A 22066-nucleotide genomic window follows, 5' to 3' on the forward strand; every position below is an offset into this window, starting at 1 on the left:
CTGACAGGGCAGATATTTTGTCAGTCCTGCCATCCGCCACACCGCTGCCCCCTGTGGGAGCGGGCTTGCTCGCGAAAGCGCAGTGTCAGTTGATGAAAGTATCGACTGATCCACCGCTATCGCAGGCAAGCCAGCTCCCACTTTTGGTTTTCGATTTGTCAGTTACCTCACGGTTTTCGGCGCTTTGCCTTCCTTCATCTGCTGCAACAACGGTGCGCACTGGTTCGGCTCATCGCCGCTCGGTGCTACCAATGCCAGCAACCCGGCGGCTGGGCCGGCGATGACGCCCAGCGCGACCATGCCGGCGCCGCGCAGGGCCAGAGGAATGGCTTTCACGCCCGCATTAGGCTTGATAAACGGACCGTTGACGTACAGCGGCGAACGCAGGGAGAACAGCCGAAAGCCCTTGGACTCCGGCGTGATGGTGAGGTCCAGTTGTTCGGTCGCCATGTTCGCCGTGCCGTCGATGTAGATGATCGCGTTCTCGGTATCGAACACAAACAAACGCGTCGTCGCCAGGCCGGTCTTGATACCGAAGTCTGCCGCCGCGCAGTTGATCTTCACTTCCTTGTCGCCAAACAAGCGGCCCACCACGTAGTTGCCTACGTTGAGCCCGGCAATTTCCATCAGCCCACGGCTGATCGCGCCATCGTTGATGAGCATTTTCAGGTCGCCGTTGGACGTGCCCAGCAGCGCCGCCACGGAATTGCCGCGCCCCGAAATGTCCGCGTCGCCGTTGAGTTCACCGAAGCTGGTTTTCATTGGCTCGAAGGTTGGAAACAGCTGTTTGAGCTTGAAGTTACGCGCGGTGAGTTTGGCGCGACCTTCCATCGGCACGGTGCGACCGTTCAAGCGAATCTGCGCATCCAGCTTGCCGCCGGCGACGCCGAAACGCAGGGGTTCCAGGCTGAGTTCGCCGTCATTGAGCACCAAGTGGGTGTAGAGGTCGGTGAACGGCAATTCAGCGCTGTGCACGATGCGCTTGCCGGTGAACTCTACGTCGGCGTCCATCTCGCGCCAGCGCTCGGTGCGGAACTCTTCCACCGGCAGCACTTTGGTCGCCGGTTGCTTGCTTTCACCACCGCGGGCTTTTTGCTTGGCGTTGGAGTCGGCGCCGATCAAGGGCGCGAGGTCCGCCATCAGCAGTTGGTTGGAAACCAACGCGCCACTGAGTTTGGGCCGTGGCTGGCTGGCGACGTAAGCCAGGTTGCCATGGATGTCGCTGTCGCCGATCTTGCCGTTGAAGTTCTCGTAGCGGAATGACGCGCCGCTGGTTTCATGCAGTTTGGCGATCAGGTGGCCGTCAGTGGAATAGGCCGGCGAATCTGGCAGCGTCACGCCGGTCAGTGGGTACAGATTGCCCAGGCTGCTGCCGGCGAGTTTCAGGCGCAGGTCCAGGGCGCCAAGGTTCAGCGGGTCGGTCAGGGTGCCGGCCAGCGCGATGCTGGTGTCGGCGATTTTCACCTGGGCTTGCAGCGGGAACGGCTTGGCCGCGTCCTGCAAGGCGAGCAGGCCGCCGATCTTGCCCGTGCCCTCGAGTTTCTGGCCGTGGTACTGGCCTTTGACCTTGAGGCCAAACGCGTAATCCTGAGGCGCCGAACCTTTTTCCAGGGCCTTCTTGGCATCGGCGTCGCCGACGATCTCGCCGAAGGGAATCGGTTTACCCAGCGGGTCAATGATGACGTCCAACTGACTCTTGAGCGTCTGGTCGTCCAGGGTCACGTGGCCCTTGTCGAAGCCGATGGCACCGATGTCCACCACCCAGCTGGACGGCTCGGCGTTGGGGTCTTTGGGATCGAACTTGAAGGTCCAGTTGGCGCGACCGTCGGCCAGGCGCTGCAGGTCGGCACTCGGCTCGGTGAGGTCGATACGTGGAATCACCACACGCTGCGCCAGCAGCGCCAGCGGTGAAATGCGCAGTTCCACGCGTTTGAGCGTGACCATCTGCGGTTTTTTCGACCAGTCCGGGTTACCCAGCGTCAGGTCTTCGGCAATCACGTGCGGCCACGGCACCCAGGCACGCCAGCCGCCTTCGTCAGGCTCACGCGCCCACACCACCGCCAGGTTGCCATTGATGGCAAAGGGGCGATGCAGCTCTTCGGAGACCTTGGCATTGATCGGCGGTTTTATGCGGTTCCAGTCAAAGAACACCAGCACCAAGACCACCACGGCGATTAACAGAACGAAGCTGGCGCAGCTCCAAGCGACGATTTTACGAGTGCGCGTCATTGCACAGGACTCCTGGTTACGACTGAGGGTGCGCGTTGCCACGCACCTTTTGACTACAGCTTATAAGGCTACGACTGACAAATGGCGTGGGGGTTTAGCCCAAGTACGAATTCCGAGCAAAAAAAGCGATTCCTCCTACAGCTCGAATCGACCAAACCATCAACAATGCACCGGTGTTACCCATGAACGGGTCGAAAATACCCACCATGGTGCAAAACCGCGGGCTTGAGAGGCGCGTTCTAGAGCCTCTGATGGGAACAATCAATTCTGTTGATTATTACCATTGTGTTTATGAACTTTTATATCGACTTATCGAGAGTAGCATTAGCCCTGTACCCACTTTATCGCCCTCCTAAGGAGCAACCCTCATGAAACGCCAAATACTCGCTACTGTTCTGCTGTCTGTCCTGGCTTCCAGCGCCTTTGCCCTGCCAGCCACTGAACAAGCCACCCCACAGAACAAAGCTCAAGCCGTTCAATCCAGCCAAACCCTGGCTCGCAGCGGTTCGCAAGAAGACGAAAACCGTGACTACGCCAAAGGCGCCGTTGCAGAAAATGGTTCGGAACACGCCAACAAACGTGCTTACACCGAAGGTGTTGCTGAAGGTGGCCGTGATCGCCTGGAACAGAAAGGTCTGGTAGAAGGCGGTGCTGAACAAGCCAACAAACGCGCCTACACCGATGGCGTTGCCGAAGGCGGTGCTGATCGTCTGCAAGAACTGCATCAAGCACAGAGCTAAGCCCGTGGTGGCCGAGAAAAAAGCCCGATCAGCCGATCGGGCTTTTGCTTTTTGACAGACCGCCTCCCGCCTCACTCCCGCCAAGTTCGACGCCGACGAAGCTGTTTTGCTAGAGTGCGTCGCTGTACTTGCCGACAAAGTCCGCCCGCCGATGCTGCCCCGCGCTGAACAGAAGCAACAGACCCGCCTCGCTTTGATGGACGCAGCCCGCCATCTGATGGAGTGTGGCCGCGGGTTCGGCAGCCTGAGCCTGCGCGAAGTGGCCAAGACCGCTGGCATTGTGCCGACCGGCTTCTATCGCCATTTTGACGACATGGATCAGCTGGGCCTGGTGCTGGTAAGTGAAGTCGGCCAAACCTTCCGCGCCACAATTCGCCTGGTACGCCACAACGAGTTCGTGATGGGCGGCATCATTGATGCGTCCGTGCGGATTTTTCTGGATGTGGTGTCGGCCAACCGATCGCAATTTCTGTTCCTGGCCCGCGAGCAATACGGCGGCTGCCTGGCCGTGCGCCAAGCCATCGGCGCCTTGCGCGAAGACATCACCAGTGACCTGGCGGCTGACCTCACGCTGATGCCCAAGCTCCAGCACCTGGATGCCGAAGGCCTGCACGTGATGGCCGACCTGATCGTCAAAAGTGTATTCGCCACCCTGCCCGACATTATCGACCCGCCGGCCCAGGCCCTGCCTGCCCACCTCACGCCCCAGGCGAAAATCACCCAGCAATTGCGCTTTATCTTCATCGGCCTCAAGCATTGGCAAGGCCTGGGCAGCACCGAGTAAGCCGATCAGCCCGCCGCGTGAAAGCGTTTGGCAGTGGTGTAGTGCTTTTTCCAATAACGGCTGCTCAACGAATCGATGCGCACGCGCTTGCCGGTGCTGGGCGAGTGGATAAATTTGCCTTTGCCCACATACAGGCCGACATGGCTGATCTGCCCACTGCCATTGCCCTTGAAAAACACCGCATCGCCCGGCTTGAGCGCGGCTCTCTGAACCGTCGCGGCGCTTGATCGATGCATTTGCGATGTAGTGCGCGGCAGGCGGATATTGGCTTCGGTCTTGAACAGATAGACCAGCAGGCCGCTGCAATCGAACCCTTGGCCGACGCTGTTGCCGCTGCCGTTATAAGGTGTGCCGAGCAACGCATGGGCGCGGTCGACAACACGCGTGATCGGCGCGCCAGGCAGCGCATTGGCCGCAACCGACCCCGCGGCACACCACAGACTGAAAATGACCAGACACGTAAAACCTTTGAACATGATCGACGCCGCGGTGAATTAAGGACGGCGAATATCCTAATGAAACAGCCCGTAAGTTCTTGAACGCCCTATCCGGCGTTCGTGTAGGTCAATTCCTGGAAAATTCCAGCACGAATCAGATGAAAGAAATTTCATGCAGCGCGCTACGGATCTCAACGCAAAACGCCCACATCCGGTGCTATAAATCCTGTCACGCACCAATTAGAAGCACTGTCAGAATCGACTGACGCCCTATTCGGTGGCACGCCGGTGCTTGCCTACAAGGATTTCCCACGCGCGTGCGTGATTGGCAAGCCCCTTGCTCTAGCACTCTTATCGCTCATAGCTGGAAGCCTCCTGATGCTGGTGATCCACCGCCGAATCGCGCCTCAAACCCTCTGGGCCGCTGAGCTGCTGCTGAATTTCGAAGCACGCAGCAAAAGCCGGCTGCGCTGTTTCAGTGCCGACGGCGAAGACGTCGGCCTGTTTCTGGAGCGCGGTCAGCCGCCGTTGCATGATGGCGAGTTCCTACAGGCTGAAGACGGACGCGTCGTACGCGTCGTCGCGCGCCCTGAACAACTGCTGCACGTCACCTGCAGCAGTGCGTTTGAACTGACCCGCGCCGCCTACCACCTCGGCAACCGCCACGTCGCCCTGCAAGTGGGCGATGGCTGGCTACGCCTGCTGGATGACTACGTGCTCAAGGCCATGCTCGAACAGCTCGGGGCGCAGACCGAAACCCTCGAAGCGCCGTTCCAACCGGAACACGGCGCCTACGGCGGCGGCCATCATCATTCGCGCCATGGCGACGAAGACTTCAACTACCCGCCCAAGCTGCACCAGTTCGGCGTACGTCCATGAACCCAGCCTGGGCGCTGTTGCGTCTGGCCAGTCCGCAATTGCCGATTGGTGGCTACAGCTATTCCCAAGGCCTGGAAATGGCCGTGGAAAATGGCCGCGTCAATGATGCCGCCAGCGCCCGTCGCTGGATCAGCGACCAGTTGCTGCTCAACCTGGCGCGCTTCGAAGCGCCCTTGCTACTCGCCCATTGCCGCGCGGCGGCGGACCAGGACTGGCCGCGCCTGACACAGTTATGCGAAGAACACCGCGCCAGCCGCGAAACCCGCGAGCTGTACCAGGAGAGCCGGCAAATGGGCTACTCCCTGCAGCAACTGCTCAGTGGTTTGCCGGAACTGGACACCGCCGCGCGCGCATTTGTGGACAGCTGCGCCGAACCGCACCTGGCCCTGGGCTGGGCGCTGGCGGCCCGCGCGTGGCAGATCAGCCCTGATGACGCCCTCGCCGCCTGGCTATGGAGCTGGCTGGAAAACCAGCTTGCCGTGCTGATGAAAACGTTGCCGTTGGGCCAGCAAGCCGCCCAGCGCCTGACCAGTGAGCTACTGCCGTTGCTGCAGCAAGCCCAACACGACGCCGGCCGCCTGGGCCCCGACTCTTTTGGCAGCGCCGCCTTCGGCCTGTCCCTGGCGTGCATGGCCCACGAGCGCCAGTACAGCCGCCTGTTCCGTTCCTAAGCCCTTTTACTTCTGTGGAGAAGCACATGAACACACAACCCTTGCGTGTCGGCATCGGCGGCCCGGTGGGCTCCGGTAAGACGGCCCTGACCCTTGCGCTCTGCCTTGCGCTGCGCGATCGCTACAACCTGGCCGTGGTGACCAACGACATCTACACCCGCGAAGACGCCGACTTCCTGGTGCGCAACCAGGCTTTGGCGCCGGAGCGCATCATCGGCGTGGAAACCGGCGGCTGCCCGCACACCGCGATTCGTGAAGACGCCTCGATCAACCTCGAAGCAGTGGACCAGCTCAACCGCCGCTTCCCCGGCCTGGACCTGATTCTGGTGGAGTCCGGCGGCGACAACTTGTCGGCCACCTTCAGCCCTGAACTGTCAGACCTGACTATCTACGTGATCGATGTGTCGGCCGGCGACAAGCTGCCGCGCAAGGGCGGGCCCGGTATTTGCAAATCCGATCTGCTGGTCATCAACAAGATCGACCTGGCGCCGCTGGTGGGCGCCTCGCTGGAATTGATGAACAGCGACACTCAGCGGATGCGCAACGGCAAGCCCTTCGTGTTCAGCAACCAGAAAACCGGCGTCGGCCTGGATGAAATCGTCGCCTTTATCGAACGTCAGGGCTTGCTGACCGCAGCCTGACATCACCCTAAAAGGAGCCTGTTCATGGGTCTCAACAAACTTCTCGCGACCGCAGCCTTGCTGCTCACCCCGGCCCTCGCCTTCGCTCACCCCGGGCATGGCGATAACGGGCTGGTAGCCGGCATCAGCCACCCACTGGGCGGCATCGATCACTTACTGGCCATGGTCGCCGTCGGCCTCTGGGCGGCGCAGCAAAAAGGCAACGCACGCTGGGCGCTGCCTTGCGCCTTTGTCGGCACCATGCTGATTGGCGGCCTGCTGGGCTTTGAAGGCCTGGAACTGCCGGCACTGGAAAGCGGGATCGCGGCCTCGGTGCTGGCGCTGGGCCTGGCCGTGGCGCTGGCGGTGCGGCCGCCACTGTTCGTCGCGGTGGCTGCCACGGCGTTGTTTGCACTGTTCCATGGCGTGGCGCACGGCTTGGAGCTGCCGGACATGTCCAGCCCTTGGGCGTATGCGGCCGGTTTCGTCGGCGCGACGGCGGTGTTGCACGCGGCCGGGTATGCGGTGGTGCGTTTTCTGCCGGCGGCGGCTGCGCCGTTGGTGCGGGTGGCCGGGGCGGCTTCGGCGGCGACGGGGGTTTGGTTGCTGGCGGGCTGATGTGCGGCGCTGCTGAAGGCCTCTTCGCGAGCAAGCCCGCTCCCACATTTAACCGCGTCCTAGCGTTGGAAAGCGGTCGAATGTGGGAGCGGGCTTGCTCGCGAACGCGGTCTCAAAACCACCAGCCATCCCAAGCCTGCTACCATGCGCGCCTACACCCCTGCCGTGACGACGCCAGCCGATGCCCACCGCTCCAAGTTCCGCCTCCCAGCCTTCGTTGAATGCCGTGCTCACGCACTTCCATGACCTGATCGTGCCGCTGTGGCAGGGCCCGGGCTGGAATGCCGAGCTGGCGTTGCCCTATGAGGCGCTGGACGCCCATCACCAGCCTTTGCCCCCGCAACGCTACCGGGCCATGGCCTGCGCGCGGCAGCTGTACCTGTTCGCCAGCCTGATCGGCGAGCCGCAGGCGGCGTTTGCCGAAGCGCGCGCGGCGGCGCTGTTTCGCTCCCTGCAACGGCACTTTCACGACGCCGAGCACGGCGGCTGGTTCTACAGCATCGACGCGCACGGCAAACCGCTGGATAAGCGCAAAGACCTCTACACCCACGCCTTTATCATCTTCGCCTGTGCCCACTACTGGGCCAAAGTGCGTGAACCGTTGGTGGAATCGGTGCTCGATGCGGCGCTGGCCGTGGTCGCCGACCGTTTCGCCACAGGCGACGGCCTGTACGAAGCGGTATTGGAACGCAACTGGTCATCCCTCAAGTCCGGCCCGCTGCAAAACCCGCTGATGCACTTGGCCGAAGGCTTTCTCGCCACCCTGGCCGTGCGTGAAGACGCCGTCACCCAAGATGCACTGCTGGACCTTGCCACGGCTATGCAGAAGCGCTTCATCGACCGCCAGCACGGCGTGATGATGGAAAAACCACTGGGCGCTGTGGATAACTGGTTTGAGCCGGGCCACCAGTTCGAATGGTTCTTTTTGCTGGCGTCTTCAGACGTGCTTCGCGGCACCGCGCTGCATGCCTCGTTGACGCGGGCGTTTGCCTACGCCGAGCTCAAGGGTGTGGATAAATCGAGCGGCGCGGTCAGCGGCATGCTCGCCCTGGACGGCACGGTGCGCGATGGCACTCAACGGATCTGGGCCCAGGCTGAATACCTGCGCGCGCTGACCTTGCGGCCTGCCAGCGAGGCGGTGCTGCAACGCCAATTGCTGGCGCTGCAACAGCACTTTTTGCATGACACAGGCTGGCATGAATGCCTGGATGCCAAGGGCGCCGTGAGCCGACGGGACATGCCGTCGACCACGCCGTATCACTTGGCGACCTGCTATCAGGGTTTGATCCAGTATCTGGGCTGACTTTCAGGGCCTCTTCGCGAGCAAGCCCGCTCCCACATTCGGCCGCATTCCAAGGGTTGGCCGCGGTCAGGTGTGGGAGCGGGCTTGCTCGCGAATGCCTCACCTCGGTCTATCTGCCTGTTAGGCAATCCACTTGCGATCCCCGGTAAAGCTGATCGTCAACCAGCGCGCCGCATCCGGCGTGCCCAGCGCTGTGGATATCTCTTCGCGCAGCGCGTCGAGGGTCGCGACGTTGTCCACCGGGTAATCCGCTGGCAGCACCACATGAATCTCGATAAACCGCGCCCGCCCGTGTTTTTGCACGTAGGACTCGTAGTCATCGAAACCATGCTTGGCTAGCGCCGCATCCATCACTTCGCGCACCTTGTCGTCCAAGTGATCCGGGGCAATCCCCAGCACTTCGCGCAAGGCCGGGCGCAAGATCTTGAACGCCGGCGCCAGCATGCTCAGGGCCAACAGGATCAAGATCAGCGGGTCGACATACACCGCCCACTCGTCATACCCCTGAGACTTGAGCAACAGCGCGGCGAGAAAGCTGATCAGCAAGCCCACCGAAAGCATCGCGTCCACCAGCCAACTGATGTTGTCGAACTGGATCAGCGAAGATTTCAGCTTGCGATTGCGGTAGCGCACGTAGAAGAAGTAGGCGAATTCGACGACGGTAAACACCGCCGCATAGACAATCACCAGGCCCAACTCGATCTCGCGCCCGCCATTGATAATGCCGAACACGCCGTTGAGAAACGCGTAGATGGCGATCAGCAGCAAAAAGCTGCCTTCAATCAGCAATACCATCGGCTCCAGGTGCCAATAGCCAAACTGGAAACGCTCGTTGCTTTTTTTGGCGATCAGCTTGGCCGTGATCAGCATCAACACCTTGATGGCGGTGGCGATCAGCGAGAAAAAGCCGTCGAACAGAATGGATTGGGCGCCAGATATCACACCCGTGACAATCCCGGCGATCGCTACCGCGAACATCAGAATCGTCGATTGTTTGAGCAGTGCCTGCTCACCTCGGTTACTCACATTTCCTCCCGTCAAAACCTTTAAACCGCACAGTGCGGAGGGGTTTTCAGGGGTGGAGTGTACCTTATGTCGTGTTTTGGCCGATTTGACGCCATCGGGGGCAAGCCCCCTCCCACATTTGACCGCATTTCAAAGTTGAAACCCGGTTGAGTGTGGGAGGGGGCTTGCCCCCGATGGCAGCGACTCGGTCTTAAGCCTTACTTGGCCCCACGCTCAATCGCAAACCCAGCCCAAGTCTGGCTAACCGGCATCAACTCCAACCGGTTGATATTCACGTGCGCCGGCGTGTTCAGCACCCAGAAGATGGTGTCGGCAATGTCCTGCGGCTGGATCGGCTCAGCACCGGCGTAGGTCGCGTCGTAACGCGCCTGGTCGCCGCCGAAGCGCACCAGCGAGAATTCACTCTCGCACAGGCCTGGTTCGATGTTGGTCACGCGCACCCCGGTGCCTTGCAGGTCGCAACGCAGGTTAAGCGAGAACTGCTTCACGAATGCCTTGGACCCGCCATACACGTGGCTGCCCGGGTACGGGTAGCTGCCGGCGATGGAGCCCAGGTTGATGATCCCGGCGCCACGGCCGTGAGCGATCAGGCGTGGCAGCAGCAAGCTGGTGGTGGTCAGCAGGCCTTTGATGTTGGTGTCGACCATGGTTTCCCAATCGTCGAGGCTGCATTTGGGCGCAGGGTCAGTGCCCACGGCCAGGCCGGCGTTGTTGATCAGCCCGCGCAGCGTGGCGAACGATGGCGGCAGGTTGGCGATGGCGTCTTCCATGCCCTTGCGGTCACGAACGTCCACGACCAGCCCGTGCACTTCGGTTTGCTTGGAAAGCTCTTCGACCAGTGCATTCAAACGGTCGGCACGACGGCCGGTGAGCACCAGTTTCCAACCGGCGTCGGCAAAGCGGCGGGCGCAGGCTTCGCCGAAACCTGAGGTTGCGCCAGTAATAAACAGCGTGTCGGACATGGTGTTCTCCTTGCGGGCATCTGGGAAAAAGTTGCCAGCAGAATGCCCTTACGCCGCGATTGCGGCAACCGCTGTGCACACACCTTCATGCCATGCTGGTCAATTTTTAACCATCGCGAGCGAGGCCTTATAGACCGTGGCCTGCAGCCATATGCGCGCAGGTTATCCACAACTGCGCCCACAGTCTTTGGGGGCAAGTGCAAAAAGCCAAAAGCCGCTGTGTACAAGGCCTGCAGGCAGTTTTAGAAAGTTTTTTGCTTGACCTTGGACGGGCCGTATGTAGGCCCGGTTAACAAAGGCAAACTCGAACGATGGCTCCAGGCCAGTCATTCCGGCCTCTGCGGCCGTCTTTCCAGAGTTTAGTCACAGACTTATCCACAGGCCAAGACGACATAAATCGGTCATATACCTGTGTCTTTAAACAGGTTGACAAAGCGCTCGACAGGTCCCGAAAAAACCGCTGATCAATAAACAACCACCGCCCTGCAAGCCACGGTTTTAAAGGCGTCCAGCCAGCTACTCCCACGTTACCCACAGCCGGTTCCACAGCGGATGGGGACAAGTCAAAACTGTGACAAAACAGGGATTTGCGGCGGCTATATGTCGCGCTTTGGAGGGTGGCTGGATTTGTTTTCCACAATTTGGCGGGGAGCCTGTGAACACCCCAAAAACAAATGTGGGAACCGGCCTTATGTGGGAGTCGGGCTTGCCCGCGATAGCATCACCTCGGTTTGCCTGACAGACCGAAGTGTTCGCATCGCAGGCAAGCCAGCTCCCACATAAAGCTGGTTCCCACAGGGGTTATTGCATCAAGCCTTCAGATCAGTGCCCGCCCAAGTAGGCATTACGCACTTCCTCGTTCACCAGCAGCTCCTTCCCAGTGCCGGTCAGGCGAATCTCACCGTTGACCATCACATACGCCCGGTCCGACAAGCGCAACGCATGGTTGGCGTTCTGCTCCACCAGGAAGATAGTCATCCCGGTCGCCGCCAGTTCACGCAAGGTCGCAAAGATCTGCTTCACCACAATCGGCGCCAGGCCCAGGCTCGGCTCGTCGAGCAGCAACAGCTTGGGCCGGCTCATCAGCGCGCGGGCGATGGCGAGCATTTGCTGCTCGCCACCGGACATGGTCATGGCGCGCTGGGTGCGCCGCTCCTTGAGCCGCGGGAACAACTCGAACATGCGCTGCATGTCTTCCTGCGCGTACTTGTCGCCGATCGGGATGGTGCCCATCAGCAGGTTTTCCTCGACGGTCATGTCGGGGAACACCCGCCGCCCTTCGGGCGACTGCGCAATGCCGTTGGAGGCGATGTAGTGGGACGACTTATGGGTAATGTCGACGCCGTTGTAGAGGATCTGCCCGGACTCGGCGCGCGGTTGGCCGAAAATCGACATCAGCAGCGTGGATTTACCCGCGCCGTTGGAGCCGATCAGGCTGACGGTTTCGCCTTCGTTGATGTGCAGCGAGACTTTTTTCAGGGCCTGGATCGGGCCGTAAAACACGTCCAGGTCCTTCATTTCGAGGATAGGTGCACTCATACCAGCTCCTCTTCGTCGGCGCCCAGGTAGGCGGCAATCACTTTCGGGTCGTTGCGGATCGCTTCGGGGCCGCCCTCGGCGATCACGTTGCCGTGGTCGAGCACCACAATGTGGTCGGAAATACTCATCACCATGCCCATGTCGTGTTCGATCAGCACCACCGTGAGGTCGTGTTCGTCGCGCAGCAGGCGAATCATCGCGCTGAGCGCTTCGGTTTCCTGCGGGTTAAGGCCGGCTGCCGGTTCGTCCAGGCAGATGATCTGCGGCCGGGTGCACATGGCACGGGCGATTTCCAGGCGGCGCTGCTGGCCGTAGGAAAGCTCGCCGGCCAGGCGGTTGGCGCAGTCCACCAGGTCGACCACCTCCAGCCAGTAGAAGGCGTGGTCGAGCGCATCGCTCTCGGCCTTGCGGTAGCCCTTGGTGTTGAGGATGCCGGCGAGCATGTTGCGGTTGACCCACATGTGCTGGGCCACCAGCAGGTTCTCCAGCACCGACATTTCCTTGAACAGGCGAATGTTCTGGAAGGTGCGCGCCAGCCCGGCACGGTTGACCAGGTGAGTGCCGCCAAACATCTTGTAGTAAACGCGGCTGAAGAAGCTTTTCGGCGACACAAAGTCGGTGACCTTGAAGCGCTCGCCCAACAACTGGATCACGTTGGTCTGCTTGCCGCGGATGTTGAGTTGGATCTTGCCGCCACTGGCCTTGTAGAAACCGGTCAGGCAGTTGAACACCGTGGTCTTGCCGGCGCCGTTGGGGCCGATCAGGGCGAAGATCGAGTTGCGTTCGACCTTGAGGCTCACATCGCTCAAGGCCTTGATGCCACCGAAGTGCATCATCAAATGTTCCACGGACAGGACGACTTCCTTGCTCATGGCGCCACTCCTTTACGTGGGGTCACACCGGTACGGCTGATGCGAATCAGGCCGCGTGGCCGCCAGATCATCATCACCACCATCAACACGCCAAACAGCAGCACTCGGTACTCCGAGAAGCTGCGCAGCAACTCCGGCGCGACGGTCAATACAAACGCCGCAATCACCACGCCGACCGTCGAGCCCATGCCGCCCAACACCACGATGGCCAGGATCAGAGCCGATTCGAAGAAGGTGAACGACGACGGGTTGACGAAGCCTTGATAGCTGGCAAAAAACACCCCGGCCAAACCAGCAGTCGATGCGCCGATGGTGAACGCCGAGAGCTTGACCAACACGTGGTTCAGGCCCATGGAACGGCAGGCGATTTCATCTTCGCGCAAGGCTTCCCAGGCGCGGCCGACCGGCATGCGGGTCAGGCGGTGCTTGATGTACAGAACAGCCAGCACCACCAGGAACAGCACGATGTAGATGAACATGAACTTGATATTGGGGTTGTAATCGATGCCGAAGAACTCATGGAACGGTATTCCACCGTCCTTCGCCTTGCGCCCGAACTCAAGGCCCAGGAAGGTCGGCGAAGGCACCGGCATGCCGTTCGGGCCGCCGGTAAACGACAGCCAGTTGTTCAGCACCAGGCGGATGATTTCACCGAAGCCCAAGGTCACGATGGCCAGATAGTCACCGTGCATTCGCAGTACCGGGAAGCCGAGTATGCAGCCCGCTAACGCGGCGGCAATGGCCGCCAGTGGCAGCACGCTCCAAAAGCCCAGGCCCAGGTATTGATAACCCAGCGCCAGGCCGTAGGCACCGATGGCGTAGAACGCCACGTAACCCAGGTCGAGCAGGCCGGCCAGGCCCACCACGATGTTCAGGCCCAGGCCGAGCAACACGTAGATCAGCCCGAGAATGACCACGGTCAGCAGGTACTTGTTGGCGAAGATCGGGAACACGATGGCGATCACGATCAGCGCCGGGATGATCCAGCGCAGGCGTGATTTGTAGTCGGGCGGCAACACGTGCACGCCGGAGCCACTGCTCTCGAAACCCTGCAGAATCTTCAGGCCCTTGGGGGTTTGCAGGAACAGGCTGAGGGCAAAACGGCCAGCCATCACAATGGCGACCAGGATCGCCACGCGCGCCGGTTCCAGGTTGAAGCTGTAGCCGTCGAGCACCACGCCGACAATCGGACCGAAGACGATCAACGAAATCAGCCCGGCGAGGACCGTATCGACCACACTTTTCTTGATATCGATAGATTTGGCAGCAGACATGTTTACACCTTCGCCACGAGCGGACGACCAAGCAGGCCCTGAGGACGGAAAATCAGAATCACCACCAGCAGGGAGAAACTGAACACGTCTTTGTAGTCAGAGTTGATCAACCCCGAGAACAGCGACTCGGAGATACCCAGGATGATCCCGCCGAGCATGGCCCCAGGCAGGGAACCGATGCCGCCGAGTACCGCTGCGGTAAACGCCTTGATGCCGATGATGAAGCCGGCGTAGAAGTCGAACGTGCCGTAGTTGAGGGTAATCAGCACGCCAGCCAGGGCCGCCATCGCTGCACCAATCACGAACACATAAGAGATCACCCGGTCGGTGTTGATGCCGAGGATCGACGCCATCTTGCGGTCTTGCTGGGTCGCGCGGCACATGCGGCCCAGCTTGGTGTACTTGATGATGTAGGTCAGCAGCCCCATGCCCAGAAACGCGGCCACCAGGATGAACACCTTGGTGTAGGTCAACTGCACGAACCCACTGCCGATATCGACGCGCCAGGCGCCGGCCAGCAGGGTAGGAATGCCTTGTTGTTTCGCGCCCTGAGCGATCTGCGCATAGTTTTGCAGGATCAGGGAGATGCCGATGGCGCTGATCAGCGGTGCCAGTCGGGTGGAGTTGCGCAGCGGTTTGTAGGCGACACGCTCGATGACCCAACCGTAAACGCCGGTGACGACCACGGTGAATATCAGGGTGCCGAGAATGAGCAGCGGGAAGGATTCGATGCCGAAGTAAGCCAGCAGTGCCAGACTGATCGCCGCGAGGTAAGCGGAAATCATATAAACCTCGCCATGGGCGAAGTTGATCATGCCAATGATGCCGTAGACCATTGTGTAGCCGATGGCGATCAGGCCATAGACCGACCCGAGGGTCAGGCCGTTGACCAGTTGCTGCAGGAAAATACCATCCATAACGCAATCTCACGCGGTGAGCACCTGCACACCGGTGGGTGTGCGGCGCTTCTGGAGGAAAAGACAGACTTGTCGCCTGACACGATGGTGCGAGCAACCGCGCTCCCTGTGGGAGCCGGGCTTGCCCGCGATGACGGACTGACAACCAACACCTGTGTTGAAGGTGAAACCGCTATCGCAGGCAAGCCAGCTCCCACAGGGGATCGAGGCGCTTAAACGATCGTGTTTGTTCTTACTTCTGCTTTTCCAGCTGGTGGTATTTGCCGTCTTTATCCCACTGGTAAACCACGTAGTCGGAGATTTTCAGGTCGCCCTTGGCGTCCCAGTTTTTCTCGCCCATCACGGTTTTGACCGGGTGCGATTTCAGCCACTTGGCGGCGTCTTCGCCTTTATTGGACTTGGCGCCGTTGAAGCCAGCGGCCAGGGCCTGGATCGAGGCATAGGCGTACAGGGTGTAGCCTTCAGGCTCGGTGCCGTTTTTGCGGAACTCTTCCACGACGGTCTTGCTGTCTGGCAGCAGGCGCGGGTCGGCGCCGAAGGTCATGTAAACGCCGTCGACGTATTGCGCGCCGCCTGCGGTGGCGACCAGTTCGTCGGTGACGACGCCGTCATCGGACATGAACTTGACGTCCTTGAGGCCCGCTTCACGGATCTGGCGCACCAGTGGACCGGCTTCAGGGTGCAGGCCGCCGAAGTACACCACATCGGCACCGGTGGAGCGGATTTTGGTGACCAGGGCGCTGAAGTCTTTCTCGCCACGGGTCAGGCCTTCTTCCAGCACCGGCTTGACGCCACGCTTGGTCAACTGCTGAGCGGTGGCGTCGGCCAGGCCTTTGCCGTAGGTGTCTTTGTCGTTGATGACCGCGACTTTCTTGCCCTTGAGCACGTCGACGATGTAGTCGCCGGCGACGATGCCTTGCTGGTCATCACGCCCGCACATACGGAACACCGCGCCCAGGCCACGTTCGGTCACCTGTGGGTTGGTGGAGCCCGGGGTGATCATGATGATGCCGGCTTCGTCGTACACCTCGGAGGCCGGGATGGTGTTGGAGGAGCAGAAGTGCCCGACCACGCCGATCACTTTGTCCTGGTCCGCCAGGCGGTTGGCTACGGCCACGGCCTGCTTCGGCTCACAGGCGTCATCGCCGGCCACCAGCTTGAGTTGCTCGCCGTTGATCCCGCCGGCCTTGTTGATCACATCGGCTGCCGCTTGGGCACCCTTCATGTACTGCTCACCGAAAGCTGCGTTGGCGCCCGTCATCGGCCCCGCTACGCCAATCTTCACATCAGCTTGAACAAACGCAGAAACACCCAGCGCCGCTGCAACGGCGAGGGCCAGAAAACCTTTCTTGTAAAACGTCTGGGACATGAGTGGTGCTCCGAGGTTTTTGTTTATTGGCACTACGATTTCACTGCGAACCTTCAACTGAAACTTTCAGGGAAAGCCCAGAGCAAGCCGCGTGCCATTACGTTTTTATTCTTCAAAAAGACACGGTGTCATTGTTATTACAGGCGTTTCGACTCCTTTTGCCAGGACGTGCAACCGTCTAGCATCGAGAGGTGCAACCGATGGCGCGAAAAAGTACAACCCTTGCAGGTCGCACCTGCAACCAGACGGATAAACGACAGTTCCTACGCCTGTAACAATGTGCGTAACGGAACTGCACATTTACAGTGCGTGATTGCTACGACTTGCACCAATACAGATTAGTAGCCTGCTAAGAAAATGCAGGCTTCTGACAGGTATTTCGCTGATCAGATCACGATCCGCAGGCATTGGCCCGCGTGGTACAGCGAAAATCCGGCTTCATACAGGCAGCTGCGCAGACCCACCCCGGCCAGCGGTTGCATCGGTGCGAAAGGAATTGGCAAGGCTTGGAAATTCTGGTGACACAAATAGTCGGCAAATGCCTTGCCCACCACGCTGCCGGTGGTCACGCCCCGCCCGTTATAGCCGGTCACCGCCACCAGGCCCGGCGCGGGTTCGAACAGACGCATCAGGTGGTCCGGGGTGAAGGCGATGCAGCCGGTCCAGGTGTATTCCCATTGCACCGATTTGAGGTACGGGAAGTAATGCTGCTGCACCCGATCGGCCCACGCCTTGAGGAACCACGCAGGTTTCTGATGACCGTTGCCCAGGCTGCCGAGCAACAGGCGGCCGTCCGCATCGCGGCGGATGCTGCTCAACACTTGGCGCGTGTCCCACGAACCCTGCCCGCCAGGCAGGATCTGTTTGGCAGCCTCGTCCGTCAGCGGCGCCGAGGCGACCTGGTAGTAATAGCCTGGGAAGAAGTTGCGCCGCAGCTCGGTCCATTCGCCTTCGGTGTAGGCATTGGAAGCAATCACCACTTGTGCAGCCTGCACCGACCCCTGCGCGGTTTGCACCGACCAGTTTGCGCCCTGGCGCTCCAGTTGGGTGACCGGGGAATGGTCGAAAAGCTGCCCACCCAGGCCAACCGCCGCATTCGCCAAACCACTGGTGTAGGCCATCGGGTTCAAAGTGCCCGCGCGTCGATCCAGCAGCGCGGCGGCGATCTTTTTAGTGCCGGTTGCGTGTTCGCAGGCTTGCCCGGTCAGCAACTCAACCGGCGCGCCACGGCGCTTCCATTGTGCTTCACGACTGCGTAAATCCGCCTCGCCACGTGCATTGTGCGCCATGTGCAAAGTGCCCTCGCGGCGCAGTTGGCAGTCGATGCCGTACTTGTCGATCAAGCTGAACACCAACGATGGCGCTGCGCCCAACATGCGGTTGAGCTGGCTGCCCACCGCCTCGCCAAAACCGGCTTCGATCTCGTCCGGTGGAATCCACATGCCGGCGTTGACTAGCCCGACGTTACGCCCCGAACCGCCGTGGCCGGTGCGATGGGCCTCCAGCACGGCGACGCTTTTACCTTGCTCCAGCAAATGAACGGCTGCCGACAACCCGGTGATCCCGGCGCCGATCACGCACACATCCACCTTGACCTCGCCCTTGAGCGCGGCCCGGTCCGGGCGGCCAGGGGTCAAGTGCTCCCACAAACATGCTTCGCGTAATGCCATTGCCAGACTCCGATGAGACCCAACAAACCACTTTTCCGAACTGCAAATGAAGTCAAATGTGGGAGCGGGCTTGCTCGCGAAAGCGGTGTGTCAGTCAACAGATATACAGCTGATCCACCGCATTCGCGAGCAAGCCCGCTCCCACATTTTCAACCGCGTTTCGACAGGGATTTAGTCGAAGGTAATACCCTGCGCCAGCGGCAATTCCAGCGAGTAGTTAACGGTATTGGTCTGGCGACGCATGTAGCCGCGCCATGCATCCGAACCCGACTCGCGCCCGCCGCCAGTCTCTTTCTCACCGCCAAACGCGCCACCGATTTCCGCACCGCTCGGGCCGATGTTGACGTTGGCGATCCCGCAATCACTGCCTACCGCCGACATGAACTGCTCGGCTTCACGCACATCGGTAGTGAAGATGCACGACGACAGGCCCTGCGGCACGGCGTTATTCAAACGCAGGGCTTCGGCAAAGTCGCTGTAGCCGATCACATACAGAATCGGCGCGAAGGTTTCGGTGCACACCACGTCGCTTTGCTCGGGCATTTCCACAATCGCCGGCGACACGTAGTAGGCATTCGGGAATTTATCTTCCAGCTGACGCTTGCCGCCGAACACCTTGCCGCCTTCGCTCAAGGCCTGCTCCAGGGCGTCCTGCATGTTTTCGAAGCCGTGTTTGTCGATCAGCGGACCGATCAGGTTGCCTTCCAGCGGGTGGCCGATGCGCACCTTGGAATACGCCGCCTTGAGGCGGGTGACGATTTCTTCTTTGACCGACTCATGCGCGATCAGGCGGCGCAGGCTGGTGCAACGCTGGCCGGCGGTGCCGACGGCGCTGAACAGGATGGCGCGTACGGCCATGTCCAGGTCGGCGCTTGGGCCGAGGATCATTGCGTTGTTGCCGCCCAGCTCGAGAATGCTGCGGGCGAAGCGGGCGGCGACTTTGGGCGCCACTTCGCGGCCCATGCGGGTACTGCCGGTGGCGCTGATCAGTGCCACGCGCGGGTCATCCACCAGCGCGGCGCCGGCGTCGCGGCCACCGATGATCACTTGGCTCAGGTACTCGGGCGCATCGGTGAATGTTTTCAGCACACGCTCGAACAGCGCCTGGCAAGCCAGCGCGGTGAGCGGGGTCTTTTCCGACGGTTTCCAGATCACGGCGTTACCGCACACCAGCGCCAGCGTGGTGTTCCACGCCCATACGGCCACCGGGAAGTTAAAGGCGCTGATCACGCCGACCACGCCCAGCGGGTGCCAGGTTTCACGCATATGGTGGCCCGGGCGCTCAGAGGCGATGGTCAAGCCGTACAACTGGCGCGACAGGCCGACGGCGAAGTCGCAGATGTCGATCATTTCCTGCACTTCACCCAGGCCTTCCTGAGTGATCTTGCCGGCTTCCAAGGACACCAGCTCGCCCAGGTCTGCCTTGTATTCGCGCAATACGTCGCCGAACTGGCGCACCAGCTCGCCACGGCGCGGTGCCGGCACCTTGCGCCAAGCCTCGAATGCATGCTCGGCGCGACTGACCTGTTGCTCCACCTCGGCGGCGCCTTCCCAGTGCACACTGCCGATACGGCTGCCGTCGATCGGCGAATGCACGGGTTGTTTTCCCGACTGGTACAGCGCCGGGTTCACCCCGAGACGATCAAGCAATGCGGCAACCATGGGTCACTCCTTCAATTTCAAACAGAAAATTCGCGCCGCCACAGACACGGCGATCCTGGCCTTATTTGTAGCTGGCCCAAGACTTGCCAACAAACGACGATTAGGCGAGATATCATTCCGTTTATTCATGCAAAGAATAAAAAGAGGCGTGCCGTGCTGAACAAAAGACATTTGCCCTCGATCACCGCCCTGCAGTGTTTCGAAGCCGCCACCCGCCACCTGAGCTTTACCCGGGCCGCCGAGGAACTGAACCTCACGCAAAGCGCGGTAAGCAAACAGGTCGCGCAGTTGGAAGAGTTGCTGCAACACCTGCTGTTTCGCCGGGTGCGCCGCCGCTTGCAGATGACCCCGGCGGGTGATTTGTACTTGGTGGAGGTGCGAAAAATCCTCACGCAGGTGGAGATGTCCACCCATTACCTGCGCTCCTACGGCGGCGAGACCGAAGTGCTGCGGGTGTCCACGCCCTACACCTTCGGCGCGCGCTGGCTGGTGCCGCGCCTCAAAGGCTGGCGTTTGCGCCATCCGCACATCCATTTGGACCTGTGCAACGAGCAGGAGCCGGACGAACTGCTGCAAGGCAAGGCCGACATGGCTTTTTACTTCGGCCAGGGCTCACGGCCCGGCACCGAGAGCCTGAAACTGTTCAGCGAAGCATTGGTGGCGGTGTGTGCGCCGGAAAGCCTCCCTGCGCAGCCGTTCACCGACCCCACGCAACTCAGCGACCTGGTACTGCTGCAGAACGCCTCGCGGCCCCAAGGCTGGCATGACTGGTTCGCCAGCCAGGGTTTCCACACCGAGCACAGCTACCACGGGCCTCGCTTCGACACCTTCTATATGTGCATTCGCGCGGCGCAAGTGGGCTGCGGCGTGGCCTTGCTGCCGCGCTTTCTGGTGGAAGAAGAATTGGCCGAGGGCAAGCTGGTGATTCCCTGGCAGCACGCGTTGCCCAGCCAGGATGCGTATTACCTGGCGTATCCGGAGCATTCGGCGGAGGTGCCCAAGGTGCGCGATTTTGTGAAGTGGATGATGGAACAGGTAAAGCCTGTTTGAGGTGCGTCGCCTGCAATACCGCCTTCGCGAGCAAGCCCGCTCTCACACTTGAAATGCATTCCAACTGTGGGAGCGGGCTCGCTCGCGAAGGCGCCAATGGCCACAACAACAGTGCCAAGCTGAAAAAACACTGGCAAAACCCCACGGGTCTATGCGCCACTAGCGCCATTCCTTAATAGTGCGTAAAGGTCGGCGCCCATCGTCGACCCGTCTGGAGATTCCCGTTATGAGCGAGAGTGTGTTTGCCGATCGCATCGTGCAGAACTTGCTCGACACCGACTTCTACAAGCTGACCATGATGCAGGCGGTGCTGCACAACTACCCGAATGTGGAAGTTGAATGGGAGTTCCGTTGCCGCAACAGCGAAGACCTGCGCCCGTACCTGGCGGAAATCCGCTACCAGATCGAGCGCCTCGCCGAGCTGAGCCTGAGCCCGGATCAATTGGGCTTTCTGGAGCGCATCAGCTTCATGAAGCCGGACTTTTTGCGCTTTCTGGGGCTGTTCCGCTTCAACCTGCGCTATGTGCAAACCGGCATCGAGAACGGCGAGCTGTTTATCCGCCTGCGCGGGCCGTGGCTGCATGTGATCCTGTTTGAAGTACCGATGCTGGCCATCGTCAGCGAAGTGCGTAACCGCTACCGCTATCAGACCGTGATCCTCGAACAGGCCCGCGAGCAGCTGTACCGCAAATTCGACTGGCTGACCGCCAACGCCAGCAGCGACGAGCTGTCGGAACTGCAAGTAGCCGACTTCGGCACGCGCCGGCGCTTCTCGTACCGGGTGCAGGAAGAAGTGGTCAGCGTGCTCAAGCACGACTTCCCAGGCCGCTTCGTCGGCACCAGCAACGTGCACCTGGCCCGCGAATTCGACATGAAGCCGCTCGGCACCATGGCCCACGAATGGATCATGGCCCACCAGCAACTCGGGCCGCGCCTGATCGACAGCCAGATCGCCGCGCTCGACTGCTGGGTCCGCGAATACCGAGGCCTGCTGGGCATCGCGCTGACCGACTGCATCACCACCGATGCTTTCCTCGGCGACTTCGACTTGTACTTCGCCAAGCTGTTCGACGGCCTGCGCCACGATTCCGGTGACCCGGTGCAGTGGGCAGAAAAGGCCATCGCCCACTACCACAAGCTCGGCATCGAGCCGATGAGCAAGACGCTGGTGTTCTCTGACAGCCTGTCGCTGCCCAAGGCCCTGGAGATTTTCCGCGCGTTGCGCGGTCGCATTAATGTCAGCTTCGGCATCGGCACCAACCTGACCTGTGACATTCCAGGGGTTGAGCCGATGAGCATCGTGCTTAAAATGACGGCCTGCAATGGCCAGCCCGTCGCGAAAATCTCCGATGAAGCGGGCAAGACCCACTGCACCGATCCGAATTTCGTCGCCTATTTGCGTCACGTTTTCAAAGTACCTGCCCTTTCCAGCAAGGAGTGAATC

At 60.7% G+C, this 22066-nt stretch carries 20 protein-coding genes; 9 read left to right on the forward strand and 11 right to left on the reverse strand.

Translation table 11 applies throughout. From position 1 onward, the window contains the following. Positions 1-162: 162 nt before the first annotated feature. A complete protein-coding gene (locus AC19YS_RS04000; protein ID WP_200624043.1) occupies positions 163-2229 on the reverse strand; it encodes an AsmA family protein in 2067 nt (688 codons plus the stop codon). 368 nt (positions 2230-2597) lie between these two features. On the opposite strand from AC19YS_RS04000, the gene AC19YS_RS04005 reads away from it, so the two are divergent. Both AC19YS_RS04005 and AC19YS_RS04010 read left to right on the forward strand, forming a co-directional pair. After that, positions 2598-2969 carry a hypothetical protein gene (locus tag AC19YS_RS04005; RefSeq protein WP_106577655.1) on the forward strand — a complete coding sequence of 124 codons (372 nt, stop codon included), beginning with the start codon at positions 2598-2600 and terminating at the stop codon, positions 2967-2969. Positions 2970-3120: 151 nt separating this feature from the next. Further along, a complete protein-coding gene (locus AC19YS_RS04010; RefSeq protein WP_053254084.1) occupies positions 3121-3753 on the forward strand; it encodes a TetR family transcriptional regulator in 633 nt (210 codons plus the stop codon). A 5-nt stretch (positions 3754-3758) separates the two neighbouring features. Here the strand turns inward: AC19YS_RS04010 and AC19YS_RS04015 are convergent, their stop codons facing one another. Then, positions 3759-4229, reverse strand: coding sequence for a C40 family peptidase (locus AC19YS_RS04015; RefSeq protein ID WP_200624042.1), 471 nt, complete (start codon positions 4227-4229; stop codon positions 3759-3761). Between the two features lie 339 nt (positions 4230-4568). On the opposite strand from AC19YS_RS04015, the gene ureE reads away from it, so the two are divergent. The 5 genes from ureE to AC19YS_RS04040 all read left to right on the forward strand — a co-directional run bounded on the left by ureE (position 4569) and on the right by AC19YS_RS04040 (position 8281). Beyond that, complete coding sequence (gene ureE, locus AC19YS_RS04020; protein WP_119737872.1) at positions 4569-5069, forward strand: urease accessory protein UreE; 501 nt, start codon at positions 4569-4571, stop codon at positions 5067-5069. Continuing rightward, a complete protein-coding gene (locus AC19YS_RS04025) occupies positions 5066-5740 on the forward strand; it encodes an urease accessory protein UreF (RefSeq protein ID WP_200624041.1) in 675 nt (224 codons plus the stop codon). The genes ureE and AC19YS_RS04025 overlap by 4 nt, the downstream gene beginning before the upstream one ends. A 26-nt stretch (positions 5741-5766) precedes the next feature. Then, positions 5767-6381, forward strand: a complete 615-nt coding sequence (gene ureG / locus AC19YS_RS04030) for an urease accessory protein UreG (protein WP_017849719.1) — start codon at positions 5767-5769, stop codon at positions 6379-6381. Positions 6382-6405: 24 nt separating this feature from the next. After that, positions 6406-6978, forward strand: a complete 573-nt coding sequence (locus AC19YS_RS04035) for a HupE/UreJ family protein (protein WP_119737876.1) — start codon at positions 6406-6408, stop codon at positions 6976-6978. 181 nt (positions 6979-7159) lie between these two features. Further along, positions 7160-8281 (forward strand): AGE family epimerase/isomerase, encoded by a 1122-nt coding sequence (locus AC19YS_RS04040; protein ID WP_500600997.1) that lies wholly within the window; start codon positions 7160-7162, stop codon positions 8279-8281. A 120-nt stretch (positions 8282-8401) separates the two neighbouring features. Here the strand turns inward: AC19YS_RS04040 and AC19YS_RS04045 are convergent, their stop codons facing one another. The 9 genes from AC19YS_RS04045 to amaB all read right to left on the reverse strand — a co-directional run bounded on the left by AC19YS_RS04045 (position 8402) and on the right by amaB (position 19572). Then, a complete protein-coding gene (locus AC19YS_RS04045) occupies positions 8402-9307 on the reverse strand; it encodes a cation diffusion facilitator family transporter (protein WP_106577649.1) in 906 nt (301 codons plus the stop codon). Positions 9308-9504: 197 nt separating this feature from the next. Continuing rightward, positions 9505-10269 (reverse strand): SDR family oxidoreductase, encoded by a 765-nt coding sequence (locus AC19YS_RS04050; protein ID WP_200624039.1) that lies wholly within the window; start codon positions 10267-10269, stop codon positions 9505-9507. An 822-nt stretch (positions 10270-11091) separates the two neighbouring features. Continuing rightward, positions 11092-11808 (reverse strand): ABC transporter ATP-binding protein, encoded by a 717-nt coding sequence (locus AC19YS_RS04055; protein WP_069786861.1) that lies wholly within the window; start codon positions 11806-11808, stop codon positions 11092-11094. Beyond that, the gene (locus tag AC19YS_RS04060) at positions 11805-12680 is read right to left on the reverse strand and encodes an ABC transporter ATP-binding protein (protein WP_119737880.1); all 876 of its coding nucleotides are present in this window, start codon (positions 12678-12680) and stop codon (positions 11805-11807) included. Before AC19YS_RS04060 ends, AC19YS_RS04055 begins: the two co-directional genes overlap by 4 nt. Next, positions 12677-13954, reverse strand: a complete 1278-nt coding sequence (livM, locus tag AC19YS_RS04065) for a high-affinity branched-chain amino acid ABC transporter permease LivM (RefSeq protein WP_106577647.1) — start codon at positions 13952-13954, stop codon at positions 12677-12679. The genes AC19YS_RS04060 and livM overlap by 4 nt, the downstream gene beginning before the upstream one ends. 2 nt (positions 13955-13956) lie before the next feature. Next, the gene (locus AC19YS_RS04070; RefSeq protein WP_053254074.1) at positions 13957-14871 is read right to left on the reverse strand and encodes an ABC transporter permease subunit; all 915 of its coding nucleotides are present in this window, start codon (positions 14869-14871) and stop codon (positions 13957-13959) included. Positions 14872-15103: 232 nt separating this feature from the next. Further along, positions 15104-16240 (reverse strand): branched-chain amino acid ABC transporter substrate-binding protein, encoded by a 1137-nt coding sequence (locus tag AC19YS_RS04075; protein WP_106577646.1) that lies wholly within the window; start codon positions 16238-16240, stop codon positions 15104-15106. 386 nt (positions 16241-16626) lie between these two features. Further along, a complete protein-coding gene (amaA, locus tag AC19YS_RS04080; protein ID WP_500600998.1) occupies positions 16627-17910 on the reverse strand; it encodes an L-pipecolate oxidase in 1284 nt (427 codons plus the stop codon). 171 nt (positions 17911-18081) lie between these two features. After that, positions 18082-19572 (reverse strand): L-piperidine-6-carboxylate dehydrogenase, encoded by a 1491-nt coding sequence (gene amaB, locus AC19YS_RS04085; protein WP_500601000.1) that lies wholly within the window; start codon positions 19570-19572, stop codon positions 18082-18084. 153 nt (positions 19573-19725) lie between these two features. Between amaB and AC19YS_RS04090 the strand changes: the two genes are divergently transcribed. Beyond that, complete coding sequence (locus tag AC19YS_RS04090; protein WP_106577643.1) at positions 19726-20622, forward strand: LysR family transcriptional regulator; 897 nt, start codon at positions 19726-19728, stop codon at positions 20620-20622. A gap of 226 nt (positions 20623-20848) precedes the next feature. Continuing rightward, on the forward strand, positions 20849-22063 hold the full coding sequence (pncB, locus tag AC19YS_RS04095) for a nicotinate phosphoribosyltransferase (protein ID WP_065900159.1): 1215 nt from the start codon (positions 20849-20851) through the stop codon (positions 22061-22063). Positions 22064-22066: the final 3 nt, after the last annotated feature.

The organism is Pseudomonas sp. MF08831, from assembly GCF_059862645.1.